The following is an 18,472-nucleotide window of genomic DNA, read 5'->3' as shown; positions in this document are numbered from 1 at the left end:
ACCGGTCGTCCACAGTTCGCCCTCCTCGACCGCCACCGCCGGCGCGGGGCGTCGATCCTCGATGCATGGCTGCTTCGCGTCACCCACGACCCGCCGACACCCCGCTCCGCAACACGCTCCTCGCCACGACGGCCGTTCACGGGGTCCTTCCCACACGCCTCAAGCTGTTCGCGCTCCTGATCGCCCTCGCGATCGCAGGCGTCTGCGCGTCGTTCGGCTCCGCAACGACGGGTGAGGCGGATCGCGGCGACACCCATTCCTCCCGTGGCTTCGGCCGGCACGCCCCGTTCGTGCCTCTCGTCGAGGAAGCGGAGTGAGCATGCCCCTGGCCGACTCGTCCCGGAATCAGCCGCGGCTCGTCTTCCGCGGGCGCGCTCGGCGCCTGCCCGCGCACCTGCTCCTCGTCACGATCTTCGTGGCCGTCCTGTGGGTGAGCATCGGCTCCCCATCCCGCGCCGACGCCGCCGAACGCGGCACCGGGTTCGGCACCTGGGCGCCGATCTCCGCGTACGGGTGGCACGGCTCGATGCTCGTCGGCGGTGTGCACACCTACTGCATCACACCGGGAGCCCCTGCCCCGACCGGGCAGACCGCCGATCACGGGATCAGCGGATCGGCGGCCGGCCTCTCACCCCAGCAGCTCGCCGGGATCAACCTCCTCGTGACGACGTACGGCCAGACCGACGATCCCGTCCAGGCCGCCGCGGTCGCGTGGGCCGTGAAGGCGATCGCGAACCACGAAGAGACCGTGCATGCCTTCGGCTACCGAGGCGACTCGCTCGCCGGGGCTATCCACTGGACGATGTCCGCGCTCTCCCCGCAGCACGACCGCGCCGTCCAAGAGCGCGCGGTCGCCTTCTACGACGAGGCCGCACGTGCGGCGCCGGGCCCATCGACGGCGAGCGGAAGCCTCGTGTTCACCACGGATCCCGCGGACCACCGCTCCGGAACGGTCCGAGTGGACACCACCAGCGCGGCGACCGGCACCGTCACCCTCACCGACGCGGTCTTCGTGGAATCGGGCTCGCCGACGCTCGAGAATGCGACATCCGGCTCGACGTACGGCATCCGCACGGTGCCACCCGCCGAGGGGCGCCCGTACACGGTGAGTGGAACAGGCCATTTCGATGCCGGCCTCGCCTCCGCCGTACGGCACTTCACGACCCCTGGCGGCCAGGAGACCGCCGGCCCGGCGGAGCGCGTGCGGTTCGATGTGTCGGGAGCGGACTCCGCGCCGCGCGTCCCCCCGTTCTCTCCGGCCATCTCGACTCAGGTCGCGGCGCGGGACGCGCGCGGCGGGCCGTACGTCGACGAGGTCGCCTTCACCGCGGCGGAGGGCTCGTGGCCGCGCGCCGACGACGGTTCCTACCTGCCGGTCACGGCGAGCGCGGTCGTGTACCGCACCGACGCCGAGCCCGTCGCCGGTGCGGCTGTCCCGGGCGAGGAGGCCATCGTCGGCACGCTCGAGGTCACCACCGAACCCGGGACCGGTCCGACAACGCCGTACACCGTCAGGTCGTCGTGGGAGATGACCGCTCCGGGGTACTACACCGCCGTCTGGAGCGTGACCGCCGCCGACCAGCTCCCGTCCGTCGCCGCCCACACCGGCCCCGACTTCGCCTGGACCGAGCGGTTCGGCGAGCCCTCGCAGGTCGCCGTGCTCGCCCCACCTCCACCCCCACCCGCGCCGACACCCACGCCAACCGCGGCAGCCGACGCGCCGCCGCCTCCGCTCGGGCCGCGTCCTGCCGAGCTGGCTGCGACGGGAACGGATGCTGCCACCTTGCGCGCGCCTGCGGGGATCGCGATCGCCCTCCTCAGCCTCGGCATCGCGATCATCAGCTCGAGACGACCGTGGTCAGCAGCACCCCTGACGATCGGTTAGACTCGGAGGGTTGCAAAACGGGGTGTGGCGCAGCTTGGTAGCGCGCTTCGTTCGGGACGAAGAGGCCGCAGGTTCAAATCCTGTCACCCCGACAGCAGAGAGGCTCCGCCGCAAGGCGGGGCCTTTCGCGTGAAAGGACGGACACCATGGTCGACCGCAGCACCCCGCCCCTTCTCGTCGCCTTCGATCTCGACGACACGCTCGCCCCATCCAAGAGCCAGATCGACCCGCGCATCGGCGAACTGCTGATCGCCCTCGCGGAGCGTGTGGAAGTGGCGATCATCTCCGGCGGCCAGCTCCAGCAGTTCACGACGCAGGTCGTCGACCGCCTTCCCGACGCCCCCGCCGACGCCCTCGCGCGTCTGCACCTGCTTCCCACCTGCGGCACGCAGTACTACCGGCTCACCGCGGACGACGTCGTCACGGTGTACAAGCTCTCACTGACGGACGACCAGAAATCGCGCGCTCTCGCCGCCGTCGAGGGTGAAGCTCGCCGTCTCGGTCTCTGGGAGTCCGAGACATGGGGCGACATCCTCGAGGACCGCGGCTCGCAGATCACCTTCTCAGCGCTCGGCCAGCAGGCTCCCGTTGCGGCGAAGACCGCGTGGGACCCGACCGGCGAGAAGAAGAACCGCCTTCGCGCCGCCGTCGCAGCGCTGCTGCCCGATCTCGAGGTGCGCTCGGGCGGCTCGACCTCGGTCGACATCACCGAGCGGGGCATCGACAAGGCGTACGGCATGCGTCAGCTCGCGGAGCAGACCGGCATCTCCCTCGACGACATGCTGTTCGTCGGCGACCGTCTCGATCCCGACGGCAACGACTACCCCGTCCTGGCGATGGGCGTGCGCTGCCAGGCCGTCGACGGCTGGGAAGACACGGTCGCCTACCTCGAACAGCTCATCCCCACGCTTCCCGTCCGCGTCTGACGCGTCCGGATGCACCGAGAGGACGGGTCCCACCGGGGACCCGTCCTCTTCGATCTCAGGGCTGAAGGATCAGGCCTTGGCGCGCGGCCCGGTGCTCTTCGACGCCGGCGCCTTCGCAGGACGGGATGCTGCAGCATCCGTCTTCGCAGCGTTCGACGCCGTCGTGGCACGGGCAGCGCGAGGGCGCGGGGCCGACGCGGCCGCCTCGGCGGCGGGCGCCGACACCGCCACGGGGACCAGGCGCTGAAGCTGCGTGACATGTCGCGGCTCGAGCTCGGCGATGGAGGAGACGCCCAGGAGCTTCATCGTGCGCTCGATCTCGCTGCGCAGGATGGCGATGGTGCGGTCGACGCCCTGGCGTCCGCCCGCCATTAGGCCGTAGAGGTAGGCGCGGCCGATGAGCGTGAACCTGGCACCGAGGGCGATCGAGGCGACGATGTCCGCACCGTTCATGATGCCGGTGTCGACCATGACCGTCGCGTCCTTGCCGACCTCGCGCACGACCTCAGGCAGGAGGCGGAACGGGATGGGGGCGCGGTCCAGCTGACGGCCCCCGTGGTTCGACAGGATGATGCCGTCGACGCCCGCATCGATGAGCCGCTTCGAGTCGGCGACGTTCTGCACCCCCTTGATCACGATCTTGCCCGGCCAGATCTCACGGATGATCGCGAGGTCGTCGTAGCTGATGGTCGGGTCCATCGCCGAATTGAGCAACTCCCCCACGGTGCCGCCGGTCGTCGACAGCGACGCGAACTCGAGCTTCGGAGTGGTGAGGAAGTCGTACCACCACCACGGACGCGGAATGGCGTTGACGATCGTGCCGAGCGTGAGCTGCGGCGGGATCGAGAAGCCGTTGCGCTTGTCGCGCAGGCGCGCGCCGGCGACCGGCGTGTCGACCGTGAACTGCAGCGTGTCGAAGCCGGCCTCGGCGGCGCGGCGGGCCAGGCTGTACGAGATCTCGCGGTCCCGCATGATGTACAGCTGGAACCAGTTGCGTCCGTTCGGGTTGGCCGCCTTCACGCCCTCGATCGACGTCGTGCCGAGCGTCGAGAGCGTGAACGGGATGCCGGCGGCACCGGCAGCTCCGGCGCCGGCGACCTCGCCTTCGGTCTGCATGAGCCGCGTGAAGCCGGTCGGTGCGATGCCGAACGGCATGGCGGACGGGCCGCCGAGGATCTCCGTCGACATGTCGACGTTCTCGGCGGGGCGCAGCACGTCGGGGTGGAACTCGATGTCCTCGAACGCCTGGCGCGCGCGCGAGAGCGACAGCTCGCCCTCGGCCGCGCCGTCGGTGTAGTCGAAGGCGGCCTTCGGCGTACGGCGCTTCGCGATGTCGCGCAGGTCGTAGATCGTGAGCGCGGACTCCAGGCGGCGCCGCTTGCCGTCGAGCTCGGGCTTCTTGAACTGCATGAGCTCGAGGAGCTCCTTGGGGTTGGGGAACTGGCGGGTGACCATGAAAACCTCTCCGATGGGTCAGATCTGGGTGCGGGCGGCGGTCGAGCGGGCGAGACCCGCCGCTGCGTAGTAGCCGACGATGTGGTCGTGGACGAGGGTGCGGGCGAGCGTCGGGTCACCCGCGTCGACGGCGTCGAGGATCGCCTGGTGCTCGTGGCGCAGACGGTCTGCCGCGGCATCCCATTCCGCGATGCCCGCCGCGCCCGCCTGCACGTACGACTCGATCGCCGTGCGCAGGCCGGCCATCATCGCCGCGATCACGACGTTGCCCGATGCCTCGGCGAGGGCGAGGTGCAGCTGGGCGTCGAGGGCGAGGAACTCGGGAGTGGTGAGGTCGTCGGCATCCATCGCGTCGAGCAGCTCCCGTGCTCGGGCGGTCGAGCGCGCCGGGTCGGCGGCGAGGGCGTCGACGACGGCCGACTCGAGTACGAGGCGCGTGGCGACGACGTCGTCGAACGGGAAGCCCTGCGCGGCGACCTGCAGTCGCAGCAGCGCCGACATGCCGCCTTGGGGCGTCGCGATGATGATGGCGCCGGAGGTCGGCCCCGACCCGGTGCCGGTGCGGATGAGCCCCATCACCTCGAGCACGCGCAAGGCTTCGCGGACGCTGGAACGCCCCACGCCGAGCGTCGCGGCGAGCTCCCGCTCGGGGGCGAGCCGGTCACCGGGCGTGAGGGTGCCGTCGAGCAGGTCGGTCTCGATCTTCTCGAGCACGACGCGCCACGCGCGTGCGGGCGCGAGCGCGGGCGGAGTCGGGGTGTCTGCCACGGATCTCCTCGTCGATGTCGGATCCGGCGTCCTCCGTCTTCGAAGGGGGTCCGACCACGATAGCGTGTGGTCGGACCACAGACAACCCGCATGACGACGCGTGTCCGCGCGGAGCACTACGCTGACCCCATGGACCCCCTCCTCGTCGTCCTCATCGTCGCGGGCGTCGCCGCCGCGTTCTGCTGGATCACCTCGCTCGTCACGAACGAGACGTCCTGGATCGACCGGCTGTGGTCGATCGTGCCGGTGATCTACGTGTGGATCTTCGCCGTCGCGGCGCTCGTCGCCGGGGTCGACGCGACGCGGCTCATCGTGATGGCGCTCCTCGTCACGGCCTGGGGTGCACGACTGACGTTCAACTTCGCTCGCAAGGGCGGCTACACCGGCATGGAGGACTATCGCTGGGCGATCCTGCGCGGCCGCATGTCGCGCTGGCAGTTCCAGCTGTTCAACGTCTTCTTCATCGTGCTCTTTCAGAGCGCGCTGCTCGTGCTCATCTCGCTTCCGGCTTACATCGCGTGGCAGCATCCCGTGCCGTTCACCGGATGGGATGCCGCGTTCGCGGTGCTCTTCGCCACGTTCCTGGTCGGCGAGACCGTCGCAGATCAGCAGCAGTGGGCGTTCCACCAGGCCAAGAAGGCGGCGGGCGGCACGCTCGAACCCGGCTTCGTCACCACGGGTCTGTTCGCCTTCAGCCGGCATCCGAACTTCTTCTTCGAGCAGGCGCAGTGGTGGGCGTTCTACGCGCTCGGCGCGGCGGCTCTCGTCGTCGACGGCGGCAGCTGGCTCAACTGGACGATCGCGGGCGCGGCGCTGCTGACGGTCCTGTTCATCGGTTCCACGGTGTTCACGGAGTCGATCTCGGCGTCCAAGTACCCGGCCTACCGGGAGTACCAGCGCACGACGTCGATGCTGATCCCGCTCCCCCGGCGACGCGAGCGCGCGCCTGAAGCGGCCTGAACCCAGGGCCGCCGTGTCGGCGGCGTCACTCCAGACGGCCGCCCGACGCGCGCAGGTAATCCTCGGCGCACAGCGACTCGTACGTGACCCGATCGGCCGTGAGCTCGTCGATCGCGACCTGATCGCCGTCGAACACGAAGCGACCGCCGACGAGACGGGCGTTGAAGAGCGCCTTGCGCCCGCACCGGCAGATGGTCTTCAGCTCCTCGAGACTGTGGGCGAGCTCGAGCAGCCGGGCCGAGCCCGGGAAAGCCTGGGTCTGGAAGTCCGTGCGGATTCCGTACGCCAGCACCGGCACGCCGTCGAACACGACGATGCGGAGCAGATCGTCGACCTGCGCACGGGTCAGGAACTGGGCCTCGTCGATGAGGAGGCACGCGACGTCGACCTCGTGCTCGTCGGACTCGGGGACGAGCGTGTCGGCCGCCTCGGCCTTGACCCGCGCGCGGTGTTCCGCGAACAACCCGCGGATGTCGTCGTCGGGTCGCACCAGGAAGTCGACGGTGCGCTTCACGCCGAGACGGCTGTCGATCTGGTCGGCACCCTTGGTGTCGATGGCGGGCTTGGCGAGGAGCACGTGCTGCCCGCGCTCCTCGTAGTTGTACGCGGCCTGCAGGAGCGATGTCGACTTGCCGGAGTTCATCGCCCCGTAGCGGAAGTAGAGCTTGGCCACGGATCGAGCGTAGTCGGTGACGGTTCGCGTCAGCGGCCGCCGAAACCGCCACCCCCGCCACCGCCACCGGAGAACCCGCCGCCCGAGGAACCGCCCGACGACGACCAGCTGCTGGAGAACGACGAACCGGAGGAACTCGACGAGCTGCCGCGCGAGACCGGCGTCGCCGCAAGGCGCCCGATCGAGGAGGAGGCGTCCGACAGGGAGTTCGAAGTGACGGAGTCGAACAGTGCCAGCCGGGTCGACGACGTACCGGCGTCGATGGCAGGCAGTGCGGCGCGGATGACCTCCACCCATTCACGCTGCATCCCGAACAGCACGGCGTAGGGCAGCAGCCGCTCGTAGAGATTCACGACCTCCGCTCCCGCCGCATTGGCGGCGTCGCCGTAGGCTCGGCGGCCACCTGACACGAGATCGGCCGTCTGCGGCGACTGTGCCGCCTTCAGTCGGTCCTCCTCGGCGAGCGACAGATACTCGCGGATGCCGTCGAGGTACGTCCGGTGGCGTCCGCCGGCGAGGGTGAGCGTCGTCCGGGGCAGGCTGAAGAAGGGCAGCACGATGAACGCGCCGAAGGCGCTCGCGATGGCGAGGAAGTTGATCCAGCCCCCGAGCGCGCCGAGGTCGGTGAGCACCGAGGGGACGGCGTCGACGAAGAAGGTCAGCATGACGGCGACGGCCAGGCCGCCGAACTGCAGCAGTCCACGAAGACCGCCGACCCATCCGGGCGTCTTGCTGCGGTAGCCCCGGTCGACCGTCGCGTCCTCGATGCGGCGGACGTAGGTCACAGCTCGCACCGGCGGCTTCGCCGCGAAGACTCCGAGGTCCACTCGGTCTCCGGGTGCGGCATCCTTCCCGAACAACGTCGTCACGATGCGCCGGTCGTCGTGTTCGAGGCCTTCCAGGTCGCGCAGGACGACGTCGAAGTCGTCGGTGTCCGCGCGGTCGCCGGTCGCCGTGATCTCCACCTTGTCGCGCACGGCGAGGTCGACGACGTGCGCGGCCAGCGCTCGGGCGGGCACGCCGAGCACGCCCGCCGACAGCGTGGGCGACTCGTCCACCGGCGGCGAGTACTCGACGATCACCGGCGATCGATCGGGGTTGCGGCGCAGCACCGCCTTCATGACGAGCACGAATGCCAGCCCACCGAATCCCGCCAGCAGCCCCAGCACCGGAAGGATCCACTCCCACCACGGATACGGCGGTGGTGGCGGCGGCGTCGGCGCCGCAAAGGTGCCCCGCTCGAAGCCGAGCGCGACCGTGACGTTCTCGTCGGCGCCGAGGCCCGTGTCGGCGGCCGTGAAGGCGAGTTGCGTCTCGGATGCGCCGACGATGCCGTTGCCGAGCGCCCAGGCGAGCACCTCGTCGGGCGGCGGCGCGGTGGTCGTCGGCTGGATATCGCACCGCTCGGTCGAGCCGGCCAGGCCCGTGTAGCAGACGGTGCGATCTGGCAGGAGACCCTCTCCGGCGGCGCCGAGGATGCGCACGTTCGCGCGGACATCGGCGAACGGCTGCGCATGGTCGGTGCCGATCGTGTCCCAGTAGAACTCGTCGGCATCGGTGTCTTCGTACCGCAGCACGACGTCGCTCATGGTGTACGAGATGACGTACGTCTGCGAGCCGCGGACATAGCTGTCGTCGCCGGTCAGGACGTAGACGAACTCCTCGTCCTCTTCTGTCCACCACGGGATCGGTGCGCCACCCGGACCGGTGACGCTCATCACCTGGGTGTCGTGCGCGATACCCGAGTCGGCCTTCGGAAGCCACCGCACGATGCCCTTGTTCTGGTCGTAGTCCGGGAAGCGGGCGACGAGCGTCTCGGTCGTGAAGAGTTCGCTGCGCCCACCTGCTCCCCGACCGAGCCAGTAGTCGGCCTCGAAGGAGTCATAGGCGAAGTCGTCGAGCGACGTGTCGACCCGCAGCGCCGCAGACGCACTCGCCTCGCCGCCACGGCTTGCCACCCCGGCGGATGCCACGGCCGGCTGCACGCCCCGAACCAGCGCGATGGCTCCGGCCACCACGATGACCACGACTAACGCGGCAGCGATCGCCCAGGTGCGCCAGGTGAGCCGTGCTCGCATGCCCCCACCCTAGGGGGCCGGCGCCCCACGCTCCCAGATCACCGCCGCATGGCGGGATCAGGCCGACAGGGCGAGCACCTCGGCGGTCTCGTCCAGCGACTCGCGAGCGACCTCGGGGCGCGCGTTGAGCGTGTCGCCGTAACTCGGGATGAGCTCGCGCAGGCGCGGTTCCCATGCCTCGATGCGCTCGGGGAAGCAGGTCTTCAGCAGTCCGAGCATGATCGAGACCGCGGTCGAGGCGCCCGGCGAAGCACCGAGCAGGCCGGCGATCGTGCCGTCGGCGCCGGTGACGACCTCAGTGCCGAACTGCAGCACGCCACCCTTCTCGGGGTCCTTCTTCATGACCTGCGCGCGCTGGCCGGCCTGGATGATCTCCCAGTCCTCGTCCTTCGCGGTGGGCATGAAGACGCGGAGGCTGTCGACCTTCTTCTTGTGGTTCTTCAGCAGCTCGCCGACGAGATACGTGATGAGGCTGGGGTTGTCCCACGCGACCTTGAGCATCGGGCCGATGTTGCCGGGGCGCACCTGCCCCACGATGTCGAACCACGAGCCGGTCTTGAGGAACTTCGGGCTGAACGTCGCGAACGGGCCGAACAGCAGCGACGCCTCGCCGTCGACGACGCGGGTGTCGAGGTGGGGCACCGACATCGGCGGCGCACCCACCGACGCCTGCGAGTACACCTTCGCCTTGTGCTGCGCAACGACGGCGGGGTTCGACGTCTTGAGGAACTGCCCGCCGATCGGGAACACGCCGTAGCCCGAGATCTCGGGGATGCCCGAGCGCTGCAGCAGCTTGAGCGCCCAGCCGCCCGCGCCCACGAAGACGAACTTCGCGCGGATCTCACCCGGGGTGCGGCCGATGGTGCGTCGGTACTTCACGCTCCAGGTGCCGTCGGGCAGGCGCTTGAGTCGGCGCACCTCGGTGTTGGTGCGCACGTCGGCGCCGTTGTCGGCGAGACGGTCGAAGAGCTGACGCGTGAGGGCGCCGAAGTCCACGTCGGTGCCCGCAGGCACGCGCGTCGCGGCGAAGGGCTCGCCCTTGCGGCGCTTCTGCATGAGCAGCGGCGCCCACTGGTTGATGACGCGCGAGTCCTCGCTGTACTCGATGCCGGCGAAAAGCGGCTCGTCCTTGAGTGCCTCGTAGCGCTTCTTGAGGTACGCGACATCCTTCTCGCCGCGGACGAACGTCATGTGCGGGGTGGAGTTGATGAAGGTCGACGGAGCGTCCAGCACGCCGGCCTCGACGAGCGACGACCAGAGCTGGCGACTCTGCTGGAACTGCTCGTTGATCGAGATCGCCTTGGAGGGGTCCAGCGGGCCGCCGTCCTTGTTGTCGGGCATGTAGTTGAGCTCGCACAGGGCGGCGTGGCCGGTGCCCGCGTTGTTCCAGGGGTTCGAGCTCTCCAGCGCGACGTCGCTCAGCCGCTCGAACACGGCGATCTTGAGGTCGGGCTGCACCTGCTGGAGAAGGGTGCCCAGCGTCGCGCTCATGATCCCGCCGCCGATCAGCAGGACGTCGACCGTTCCCGTGGGGAGGTCGCTGTCGTCAGGGCTGGGCAGGGAGTCGGAGGGCTTCTCGGTCACCAGACGATTCTAGTTCCGCCCGAAAGCACCCCCGACCGGAGGCGGGTTCCGACCCCGAAAGTCCGGCGGTTCTTGCCGAAACGAAAAGCGGACGGATGCTGCGGGTCGCAGCATCCGTCCGCCTCCGAAGTGCCCGTCAGGCGGTGACGCCCAGGTTCGCAGCGACGACCTCGGCGATCTGCACGGCGTTGAGGGCCGCACCCTTGCGCAGGTTGTCGTTGGAGATGAACAGCACGAGACCCTTGCCCTCAGGCGCGGACTGGTCGGCGCGGATGCGGCCGACGTAGCTCGGGTCGTTGCCGGCCGCCTGCAGCGGCGTCGGGACCTCTTCGACGACGACGCCGGGTGCGGAGGCGAGGATCTCGTACGCGCGCTCGGGCGTGATGTCGCGCGAGAACTCCGCGTGGATGGAGAGCGAGTGGCCGGTGAAGACCGGGACGCGCACGCAGGTGCCCGCGACCCGGAGATCGGGCAGCTCCAGGATCTTGCGGCTCTCGTTGCGGAGCTTCTTCTCCTCGTCGGTCTCGTTGAGGCCGTCGTCGACCAGGTTGCCGGCCAGCGGGATCACGTCGAATGCGATCGGCGCGACGTACTTCTCGGGCTGCGGGAAGTCGACCGCCGCACCGTCGTGCACGAGGTCGAGCGTGTTGCCCTGCGCGAGGACACCCTCCACCTGGCCCAGGAGCTCCTGGGCGCCGGCCAGACCCGAGCCGGACACGGCCTGGTACGTGGAGACGATGAGGCGCTCGAGGCCGGCCTCGGCGTCGAGCGGCTTGAGCACCGGCATCGCGGCCATCGTCGTGCAGTTGGGATTCGCGATGATGCCCTTGGGCGGGTTCGCGATCGCGTGCGGGTTGACCTCGCTGACGACGAGCGGCACGTCGGGGTCCATGCGCCACGCGCTGGAGTTGTCGATGACGATCGCGCCCGCCTCGGCGAAGCGGGGAGCGTGGGCGCGACTGCCGGTGGCGCCTGCCGAGAAGAGAGCGACATCGATGCCGGACGGGTCGGCGGTCGCGACATCCTCGATGATCACCGTCTCGCCGGCGAACTCGACGGCGGTGCCGGCTGAGCGGGCGGTCGCGAACAGGCGCAGCTCGCGGATCGGGAAGTCCCGCTCGGCGAGAATCTCGCGCATGACCGTCCCGACCTGGCCGGTGGCGCCGACGACGGCGACGGAGAGTCCTGAATCGGAGATGCGGGTCATGGTGGTTCCTCAGCGTGGGCACAAGCGTGGAGCGGACGCGCGGGCGCCGTCGATCGCGCGGGGTTTGGGCGATTCTACCGGCCGCGGCCGGGCGCGGACCGCGGTGTTACCAGTCCGAGCGGACAGGGTCCGTGCGATTCCTGCCGTTCGCGCGGGACGGCGTGCGAACGGACCGGTTCGCGGTTACGTCAGTGCCGCGGCTCCGAACGAGACCGAGAACTGCTCGCACCACAGATCGACCGTGCGGAAGGTTTCGAGATCCACGTCCGTCGGGATGTCGTACAACAGGTCGCCGAGATTGCCCTTGATGAGGCCGAGATCGACGTGGTCGTAGTCGCGCGCCGTGAACCAGCCGTCGAACCCTTCTACGACGGGTCCGGCGCTCAGCCACACGTGCACGTCCGGTCCGTTGGAGGTCGCGAGGCCCACGATGGCAAGCTGCCGGCTCCCGTCCGGGTGCTCGATCACGCGGACCGCGCCGGTCGTCGTGTGCTCGTGACTCACGAACGTGCCCGTGAGCAGATTCACCGGCGTCGTGAGCGGCGGCGGATCCGGCGTCGGGACGGCGGCTTCCGGCGCAGCGGACTGCGCAGGCGTTGTCGACGGGGACGTGGTGGGCGCGACCACCGCAGTCTCGGGAATCGCGTCGTCGACCCGGACGTCGATGAACAGCAACCACGGCTGGAAGACGAGTCCCGCAACGATCGCGACCGCCACCGCGAGCACGCCGCCGGCCACCCACAGCCACCGCGACCGAGCGGACAGTCCTCGTCGCCCCATGTCGGCCTCCTCGACGCACCGAGGCTAGGCCCGCAGGCTGGAGCCGGGCTGGGAGGTCAGGTCGTCAGCGGCCGGTGCCGGCGTAGACGGTCGCCTCGATGTCGCCGTCCAGGCCGTAGGCGGTGTGCACGACGCGGGCGGCCTCGGCGAGGTCGTCGCCGCGCACCACGACCGAGATGCGGATCTCGGAGGTCGAGATCATCTCGATGTTGATGCCTGCGACGCTCAGCGCCTCGAAGAGGGTCGCCGAGACGCCCGAATGCGTGCGCATGCCGGCGCCGACGACCGACAGCTTGCCGATCTGGTCGTCGTGGACCAGGTTCTCGAACCCGATCTCGGACTGGTCGCCGGCGAGCGCCTTCAGGGCGGTGGCGGCGTCGGTCTTGGGAAGCGTGAACGAGATGTCGGTGCGGCCGGTGGCCGCTGCCGACACGTTCTGCACGATCATGTCGACGTTGGCGCCGGACTTCGCGATGACCTTGAAGATCTCGGCTGCCTTGCCGGGGACGTCGGGAACGCCGATCACGGTGATCTTGGCCTGGCCGAGGTCGGTGGCGACGCCGGCGACGATGGGCTCTTCCATCTCATCTCCCTTTTCGCCCTCGGGAACGTTCATCCCGGGGCCGAGCACATAGGTCCCCACGCCCGAGCTGAACGTGGAGCGGGCGTGGATGAGCACGCCGTGACGGCGTGCGTATTCGACGGCGCGGATGTACAGCACCTTGGCGCCGTTGGCCGCGAGCTCGAGCATCTCCTCCGCGGAGACGACGCCCAGCTTCTTCGCCTTCGGCACGACCCGGGGATCGGCCGTGAAGATGCCGTCGACGTCGCTGTAGATCTCGCAGACATCGGCTTCGAGCGCCGCCGCGAGGGCGACGGCCGTGGTGTCCGAGCCGCCGCGGCCGAGCGTGGTGATGTCGCGGGTGTCGCGGTTGAACCCCTGGAAGCCGGCGACGATGACGATCGCGCCCTCGTCGAGCGCCTCGCGCAGGCGGATCGGCGTCACGTCGACGATGCGCGCCGAACCGTGGTCGGCGGTCGTGATCATGCCGGCCTGGCTGCCGGTGAACGAGCGCGCCTCGAAGCCCATCGAGTGGATCGCCATCGCGAGCAGCGCCATCGAGATGCGCTCACCGCTCGAGAGCAGCATGTCGAGCTCGCGGGGCGCCGGGATCGGCGCGACCTGGCCCGCGAGGTCGAGCAGCTCGTCGGTCGTGTCGCCCATCGCACTGACGGCGACGACGACGTCGTGACCGGCGCGGCGCGTGTCGACGATGCGCTTCGCGACGCGCTTGATGCTCACGGCATCAGCGACCGACGATCCGCCGTACTTCTGGACGATCAGCGCCACATCGAACTCCACGCGTTTTGTCTGAGGACGGGCGAGAACGGATGCCGCGCACTGCGGTCTCCTGCCGCCCAAGGGTCCATCTTACGGACGCGCTCATGCGCGCCCAGCCATGTGTCGCGATGCCCGAACGGCTGCGAGGGCGGTGCAGAGTCGGAGCTTCCGCCCGGCACGCCGCGCAGGAGGTCCGCTGACCGGTGTGTCGGCGAAAGGTCGTTTCTGTGCGCCGCGGTGCAGCGCCAGTAGCATCCGAGCATGGAGCAGATCGAGACGTGGTCGGACTTCAATGTGGCCATGGTGGGTGCGACGGCGGCGCTCGCGGGTCTCGTGATCGTCGCCGCCAGCGTCAACATCGGCGACATCATCAAGGAGGCGTCGCTCACCGCCCGTCTGGCCGCGGGCATCTCGGGGCTGGTGCTCGCGCTCATCGGCTCCGCGGTCGGGCTCATCCCGGCCGTCGGCCCCCTCCCGTACGGAGTCGCGATGGTCGTCATCGCGGTCGGCGCGGGGGCGTTCCAGGTGCAGGCGACCCGCAGGATCTTCGAGAACCGTCACCCCGCCAACCGTCTGCGCTGGCTCAAGTCGGCGGTGGGATTCTTCGCGCCGCTCGCCTACCTCATCGGCGGCGCCCTTCTGGCGGCCGGCCAGCCCGTCGGCCTCGCGTGGTTCGCGGCCGGGTCGATCGTCGCGATCGTCGCCGCGCTGCTGGTGTCGTGGATCGTCCTGGTCGAGGTGCTGCGCTGACGCTCAGCTCGACGCCATCGGTGGCAGGTCGGCCGCCTCGGCCTTGCGTGCGCGCAGCGTGCCGCCGGTAGCGGCGAGCCAGCAGCCGAGGATCACCAGCGGGAAGCCGATCAGCAGGCCCGGCGTCAGCGGCTCGCCCAGGATGATGGTGCCCAGCACGATCGCGACCACGGGGTTGACGTACGTGAACAGCGGGGCCCGCACCGGGCCGACGCGGGCGATCAACGCGAAGAAGACGATGAACGCGAGCGCCGTGCAGAGCACCGCGAGCGCGACGAGCGACACCGTGCTCTCGATCGTGGGCACCTGGTGCTGGGTCAGGAAGGCGATCGGCGTGTAGAAGATGCCGACGGCGAAGAGGGCGAGCGTGATCGAGCCCAGCGAGGGCACGTCGCGCAGCTTGGTCGCGATGACGAACGGGGCGATCGCGTAGAGGAGGGCGACGAGAAGGACTTCACCGACGGCGAGCAGACCGCCGCCACCCCCGACGGCGAGCCCGGGACCGGCGACGATCACGAACACGCCCGCGAAGCCGACGAAGAGTCCGATCGCCCGCGCCGGGCTGAGCACAGACCTGTCGCCGCCTCCGAATGCGATCAGCGCCGCGAACAGCGGCACGGTCGCCACCAGGAGTCCCGTGAGCCCGGAGGGCAGGGTCTGCTCGGCATGGCCGAGCAGCAGGAAGGGGCCTGCCATCTCGATGGCGCCGAACAGCAGCACCCAGCCGATCTTCGCGAATGCGGGGCGCAGGGCCTTCTGACGCAACGCGAACGGGAGCAGAAGCACTGCGCCGAGAAGCGTGCGGCCGGCCACCACCGCCGCCGGCGAGTACGACTCGACGGCCACGCTGATGAACAGGTACGGGACGCCCCACAGCAGTGCCATCGCGCCGAACAGCAGCCACGCACGCGTGTCGAATCGCTGCGAAGAGTTCATGCGAAGTGTCTCCCAACGGTGGTGTGGCGGGGTCTGGCGCGACGCCGCCCGAGGGTCGTCCTCGACTCAGGTTCCGCGGTCGCCGGCGCAGAGCGCGAGACGGCCAACCGCCAATCTACGACGGACTTCCGACATCCTGGCCGGTCGCCGCACCGGGACCATGGGGCGAGATGCTCAGACGGAGCGGCGGCCCTCGAAGGCGCGGCCGAGCGTGACCTCGTCGGCGTACTCCAGGTCGCCGCCGACAGGGAGGCCGGAGGCGAGGCGGGTGATCGTGATCTCGAGGGTGTGGAGCAGGCGGCTCAGGTAGGTCGCCGTCGCCTCGCCCTCGAGGTTCGGGTTCGTGGCGAGGATGACCTCCTGCACGGTGCCGTCTGCGAGCCGCTGCATCAGCTGCGTGATCCGCAGGTCATCGGGGCCGATGCCGGCGATCGGGCTGATCGCGCCGCCCAGCACGTGGTAGAGCCCCCGGAACTCGCGCGTGCGCTCGATCGCCGCCACGTCCTTCGCGTCCTCCACGACGCAGATCAGCGTCTGGTTGCGACGCGGGTCGCGGCAGATGGAGCAGCGTTCCTGCTCGGAGACATTGCCGCACACCTCGCAGAAACGCACCCTCTCGCGCACCTCGCTGAGGAGCTCGGCGAGGTGCGACACGTCGAAGTTCGGCGTCTGCAGGATGTGGAACGCGATGCGCTGGGCCGACTTCGGCCCGATCCCGGGAAGGCGGCCGAACTCGTCGATGAGGTCTTGGACGATGCCGTCGTACATGGGCTAGCTGAACCTCGTCGGCGGCTCGTAGGGCTCCTCGCGGACGAACGTGGCGCCGAGCACCTGGCGCACCACCGCCTCGCCGTAGCGCTGCACGCCGCCGTTGCGCGTCGTGACCACGGGGGTCAGCGGCGGCGCGACAGTGGGGGGCACCGGGAGGTCGGCGATCAGCGCGTCCGTGTCGTCATCGTCATCGTCGTCGCGCTCGGACGGTGGCGCGATCTCGGTGCGCGGCAGGACCTGGCCCTCGCGCGGCGGCGCGAGGGTCGCGACCCGTGCGGTCGCGGCCTCGGCGTCTTCGGGCTCGTCGTCGACCGCGAACTGCGGGGGCGTCTCGGCGGGGAAGGCAGCGGGGCCCGGGTCTGGCGGCGGAGCGTCGTCGTCGGAGGGGATGGCCGCGACCGCCCAGTCCGTCACGGGCGCGGCGGATGCCGGCGCGGAAGCCGTCGACCGGGGCACCGCGGCAGGAGCCGACGCCCCCGGCGCGGCCGATGCGGAGGCACGCGGTGCCGCGGCCTGCGCATTCCGCGACCCGCTGGGCGCGGCAGAGGTGGAGCGGGTCGTCGGCGCCTCGGTGGCCGGCTGTCGCGGGGCCTCGCGGCCGGGGCCGGACGGCGCCGGCGCTGCCGGGCTGCCCCCGCCACCGGATCCGCCGGCGGGGTCGTGACGGGCGATGTACTTCACGCGGATGCCGAGCACGGCCAGGATCGCCTGGCGCAGGTCTTCGCTGGGCCCCTTGCCGGCGGCGAGCTGCTTGAACTTCGCCACGTCGCTCTGGCTCGAGAACGCCAGCGTGAGCACGTCGTCGTCGAGCGCCACGGTGCGGGCGCCCGAAGCGAGCATCCAGGACGAGCGACTCACGTTCTCGAGCTGCGCGAGCACCTGCGACCAGGACTGCTGCAGGCGGCCGAGGGTGACCGGCCCGGCGGGTACGGGAGGTGCGGCCACGGGCGCGGGCTCGGCGGGCGGCCCGACCGTAGCCGCGCCGGTCGGTGCGACCGGAGCCGCGCCGGTCGGTGCGACCGGAGCGGTAGCGATAGGAGCGGCCGGCGCGGGGGTGGCGCGACCCGTCGAGGCCGCGGGGACGGAAGCCGGGGCCGACGTGGGCGCGGCGATCGGCGCCGCAGCGGGCGCGGCTCCTGCGCCGCGCGCCAGCACCCGCGCGACCATCAGCTCCAGCTGCAGCCGCGGCGAGGTGGCGCCGGTCATGTCGTCGAGGGTCGCGATGACGAGGTCGGCGATGTGCGACAGCCGCGCCGGGCCGAACGCGTCGGCCTGACGCTGCATGCGGGCGAGGTCGTCCGCAGAGACGCCGCGCAGCACGGCCGAGGCGCCCTGACCGGTCGCCGACACGACGATGAGGTCGCGCAGGCGCTCGAGCAGGTCGTCGACGAAGCGGCGGGGGTCTTGTCCGGTCTGCACCACGCGGTCGACCGCGGCGAAGGCGGCTGACGCGTCGGCCGCGGCGAAGGCGTCGATCACCTCGTCGAGCAGCTCGGCGTGCGTGTAGCCGAGGAGCGCGACGGCGCGGGCGTAGGTGACCTTCGCGTCTTCCGAACCGGCGATGAGCTGGTCGAGCAGCGACAGCGTGTCTCGCGGAGAGCCGCCGCCGGCACGAACGACCAGCGGCAGTACGCCCTGCTCGACGTCGACGCCCTCCTGCCCGCACAGCTGCTCGACGTATTCGAGCATCGCCGCCGGTGGCACGAGCCGGAACGGGTAGTGGTGCGTGCGCGAGCGGATGGTGCCGATGACCTTCTCGGGCTCGGTCGTCGCGAAGATGAACTTGACGTGGTCGGGCGGCTCTTCCACGAGCTTCAGCAGGGCGTTGAAGCCCTGCGGGGTGACCATGTGTGCCTCGTCGAGGATGAAGATCTTGAAGCGGTCGCGGGCAGGCGCGAACACCGCACGCTCGCGCAGGTCGCGGGCGTCGTCGACGCCGTTGTGGCTCGCGGCGTCGATCTCGACGACGTCGAGCGAGCCGCCGCCACCGCGACCGAGCTCGACACAGCTGTCGCACGTGCCGCACGGCGTGTCGGTCGGACCCTGCGCGCAGTTGAGGCAGCGCGCGAGAATACGCGCCGACGTGGTCTTTCCGCACCCTCGGGGACCCGAGAACAGGTACGCATGGCCGACGCGGTCGCCGCGCAGCGCCGTCATGAGCGGCTCGGTGACCTGCGACTGCCCGATCATCTCGCCGAACGACTCGGGCCGGTAGCGGCGGTACAGGGCGGTGGTCACTCCTCCAGCCTACGGCGTGGGGCCGACACTTCGGCAGGCTGAGCCCATCGCTCCGCGGCTTCGGCTTCACCTGCCGGCGGGCGACGTCGACACACGGCGATGCCCCGTCGAGATCGCCT

16 protein-coding genes and 1 tRNA gene are annotated in these 18,472 nt (G+C 70.4%); 6 read left to right on the top strand and 11 right to left on the bottom strand.

Features of this window, described 5'->3' with window-relative positions:
• Window positions 1-65 precede the first annotated feature (65 nt).
• The 4 genes from MRBLWH7_RS19970 (at window position 66) to MRBLWH7_RS19955 (ending at window position 2,811) form a co-directional block, all read left to right on the top strand.
• Window positions 66-317: a hypothetical protein gene (locus MRBLWH7_RS19970; protein ID WP_341997685.1), complete on the top strand. Its 252-nt coding sequence runs from the start codon at window positions 66-68 to the stop codon at window positions 315-317.
• The gene (locus MRBLWH7_RS19965) at window positions 314-1,885 is read left to right on the top strand and encodes a hypothetical protein (RefSeq protein ID WP_341997682.1); all 1,572 of its coding nucleotides are present in this window, start codon (window positions 314-316) and stop codon (window positions 1,883-1,885) included. The genes MRBLWH7_RS19970 and MRBLWH7_RS19965 overlap by 4 nt, the downstream gene beginning before the upstream one ends.
• 18 nt (window positions 1,886-1,903) lie before the next feature.
• A tRNA-Pro gene (locus tag MRBLWH7_RS19960) sits at window positions 1,904-1,977 on the top strand.
• 54 nt (window positions 1,978-2,031) lie between these two features.
• Window positions 2,032-2,811 carry an HAD-IIB family hydrolase gene (locus tag MRBLWH7_RS19955; protein ID WP_341997680.1) on the top strand — a complete coding sequence of 260 codons (780 nt, stop codon included), beginning with the start codon at window positions 2,032-2,034 and terminating at the stop codon, window positions 2,809-2,811.
• Window positions 2,812-2,880: 69 nt separating this feature from the next.
• On the opposite strand, the gene MRBLWH7_RS19950 is transcribed toward MRBLWH7_RS19955, so the two are convergent.
• The gene (locus MRBLWH7_RS19950; RefSeq protein ID WP_341997678.1) at window positions 2,881-4,266 is read right to left on the bottom strand and encodes an alpha-hydroxy acid oxidase; all 1,386 of its coding nucleotides are present in this window, start codon (window positions 4,264-4,266) and stop codon (window positions 2,881-2,883) included.
• Between the two features lie 18 nt (window positions 4,267-4,284).
• Complete coding sequence (locus MRBLWH7_RS19945; protein ID WP_341997676.1) at window positions 4,285-5,034, bottom strand: FCD domain-containing protein; 750 nt, start codon at window positions 5,032-5,034, stop codon at window positions 4,285-4,287.
• Between the two features lie 129 nt (window positions 5,035-5,163).
• Here MRBLWH7_RS19945 and MRBLWH7_RS19940 point away from each other — a divergent pair, with 129 nt between their 5' ends.
• Window positions 5,164-5,994, top strand: coding sequence for a DUF1295 domain-containing protein (locus MRBLWH7_RS19940; RefSeq protein WP_341997674.1), 831 nt, complete (start codon window positions 5,164-5,166; stop codon window positions 5,992-5,994).
• Window positions 5,995-6,019: 25 nt separating this feature from the next.
• Here MRBLWH7_RS19940 and MRBLWH7_RS19935 read toward each other — a convergent pair whose 3' ends face one another.
• The 6 genes from MRBLWH7_RS19935 to MRBLWH7_RS19910 all read right to left on the bottom strand — a co-directional run bounded on the left by MRBLWH7_RS19935 (window position 6,020) and on the right by MRBLWH7_RS19910 (window position 13,667).
• Complete coding sequence (locus MRBLWH7_RS19935) at window positions 6,020-6,667, bottom strand: thymidine kinase (protein WP_341997672.1); 648 nt, start codon at window positions 6,665-6,667, stop codon at window positions 6,020-6,022.
• 29 nt (window positions 6,668-6,696) lie between these two features.
• Window positions 6,697-8,745, bottom strand: a complete 2,049-nt coding sequence (locus MRBLWH7_RS19930; RefSeq protein WP_341997670.1) for a DUF2207 domain-containing protein — start codon at window positions 8,743-8,745, stop codon at window positions 6,697-6,699.
• Between the two features lie 57 nt (window positions 8,746-8,802).
• On the bottom strand, window positions 8,803-10,305 hold the full coding sequence (locus tag MRBLWH7_RS19925) for a malate:quinone oxidoreductase (RefSeq protein WP_342002144.1): 1,503 nt from the start codon (window positions 10,303-10,305) through the stop codon (window positions 8,803-8,805).
• Window positions 10,306-10,465: 160 nt separating this feature from the next.
• Complete coding sequence (locus MRBLWH7_RS19920; RefSeq protein WP_341997668.1) at window positions 10,466-11,536, bottom strand: aspartate-semialdehyde dehydrogenase; 1,071 nt, start codon at window positions 11,534-11,536, stop codon at window positions 10,466-10,468.
• Between the two features lie 183 nt (window positions 11,537-11,719).
• Entirely contained in the window at window positions 11,720-12,316 is a 597-nt protein-coding gene (locus MRBLWH7_RS19915) for a DM13 domain-containing protein (RefSeq protein ID WP_341997666.1), read from the bottom strand.
• Window positions 12,317-12,380: 64 nt separating this feature from the next.
• On the bottom strand, window positions 12,381-13,667 hold the full coding sequence (locus MRBLWH7_RS19910) for an aspartate kinase (RefSeq protein WP_342002142.1): 1,287 nt from the start codon (window positions 13,665-13,667) through the stop codon (window positions 12,381-12,383).
• 252 nt (window positions 13,668-13,919) lie between these two features.
• On the opposite strand from MRBLWH7_RS19910, the gene MRBLWH7_RS19905 reads away from it, so the two are divergent.
• Window positions 13,920-14,408, top strand: coding sequence for a hypothetical protein (locus MRBLWH7_RS19905; protein ID WP_341997664.1), 489 nt, complete (start codon window positions 13,920-13,922; stop codon window positions 14,406-14,408).
• Between the two features lie 3 nt (window positions 14,409-14,411).
• Here the strand turns inward: MRBLWH7_RS19905 and MRBLWH7_RS19900 are convergent, their stop codons facing one another.
• The 3 genes from MRBLWH7_RS19900 to MRBLWH7_RS19890 all read right to left on the bottom strand — a co-directional run bounded on the left by MRBLWH7_RS19900 (window position 14,412) and on the right by MRBLWH7_RS19890 (window position 18,353).
• The gene (locus MRBLWH7_RS19900) at window positions 14,412-15,344 is read right to left on the bottom strand and encodes a DMT family transporter (protein ID WP_341997663.1); all 933 of its coding nucleotides are present in this window, start codon (window positions 15,342-15,344) and stop codon (window positions 14,412-14,414) included.
• 174 nt (window positions 15,345-15,518) lie between these two features.
• Window positions 15,519-16,112 (bottom strand): recombination mediator RecR, encoded by a 594-nt coding sequence (gene recR, locus MRBLWH7_RS19895; protein ID WP_341997662.1) that lies wholly within the window; start codon window positions 16,110-16,112, stop codon window positions 15,519-15,521.
• A gap of 3 nt (window positions 16,113-16,115) precedes the next feature.
• Entirely contained in the window at window positions 16,116-18,353 is a 2,238-nt protein-coding gene (locus MRBLWH7_RS19890) for a DNA polymerase III subunit gamma and tau (protein WP_341997660.1), read from the bottom strand.
• Window positions 18,354-18,472 lie beyond the last annotated feature (119 nt).

It is taken from the genome of Microbacterium sp. LWH7-1.2, from assembly GCF_038397755.1.
Lineage (GTDB): Bacteria > Actinomycetota > Actinomycetes > Actinomycetales > Microbacteriaceae > Microbacterium.
Note: the sequence above shows the minus strand (reverse complement) of the source record. Positions and strands in the feature narration are given on the sequence as shown.

Coding starts and splice junctions, on each gene's coding strand:
- MRBLWH7_RS19940 (WP_341997674.1), top strand. CDS start 5,164: ATGGACCCCCTCCTCGTCGTCCTCATCGTCGCGGGCGTCGCCGCCGCG.
- MRBLWH7_RS19950 (WP_341997678.1), bottom strand. CDS start 4,266: ATGGTCACCCGCCAGTTCCCCAACCCCAAGGAGCTCCTCGAGCTCATG.
- MRBLWH7_RS19915 (WP_341997666.1), bottom strand. CDS start 12,316: ATGGGGCGACGAGGACTGTCCGCTCGGTCGCGGTGGCTGTGGGTGGCC.
- MRBLWH7_RS19955 (WP_341997680.1), top strand. CDS start 2,032: ATGGTCGACCGCAGCACCCCGCCCCTTCTCGTCGCCTTCGATCTCGAC.
- MRBLWH7_RS19905 (WP_341997664.1), top strand. CDS start 13,920: ATGGAGCAGATCGAGACGTGGTCGGACTTCAATGTGGCCATGGTGGGT.
- MRBLWH7_RS19900 (WP_341997663.1), bottom strand. CDS start 15,344: ATGAACTCTTCGCAGCGATTCGACACGCGTGCGTGGCTGCTGTTCGGC.
- MRBLWH7_RS19920 (WP_341997668.1), bottom strand. CDS start 11,536: ATGACCCGCATCTCCGATTCAGGACTCTCCGTCGCCGTCGTCGGCGCC.
- MRBLWH7_RS19970 (WP_341997685.1), top strand. CDS start 66: ATGGCTGCTTCGCGTCACCCACGACCCGCCGACACCCCGCTCCGCAAC.
- recR (WP_341997662.1), bottom strand. CDS start 16,112: ATGTACGACGGCATCGTCCAAGACCTCATCGACGAGTTCGGCCGCCTT.
- MRBLWH7_RS19930 (WP_341997670.1), bottom strand. CDS start 8,745: ATGCGAGCACGGCTCACCTGGCGCACCTGGGCGATCGCTGCCGCGTTA.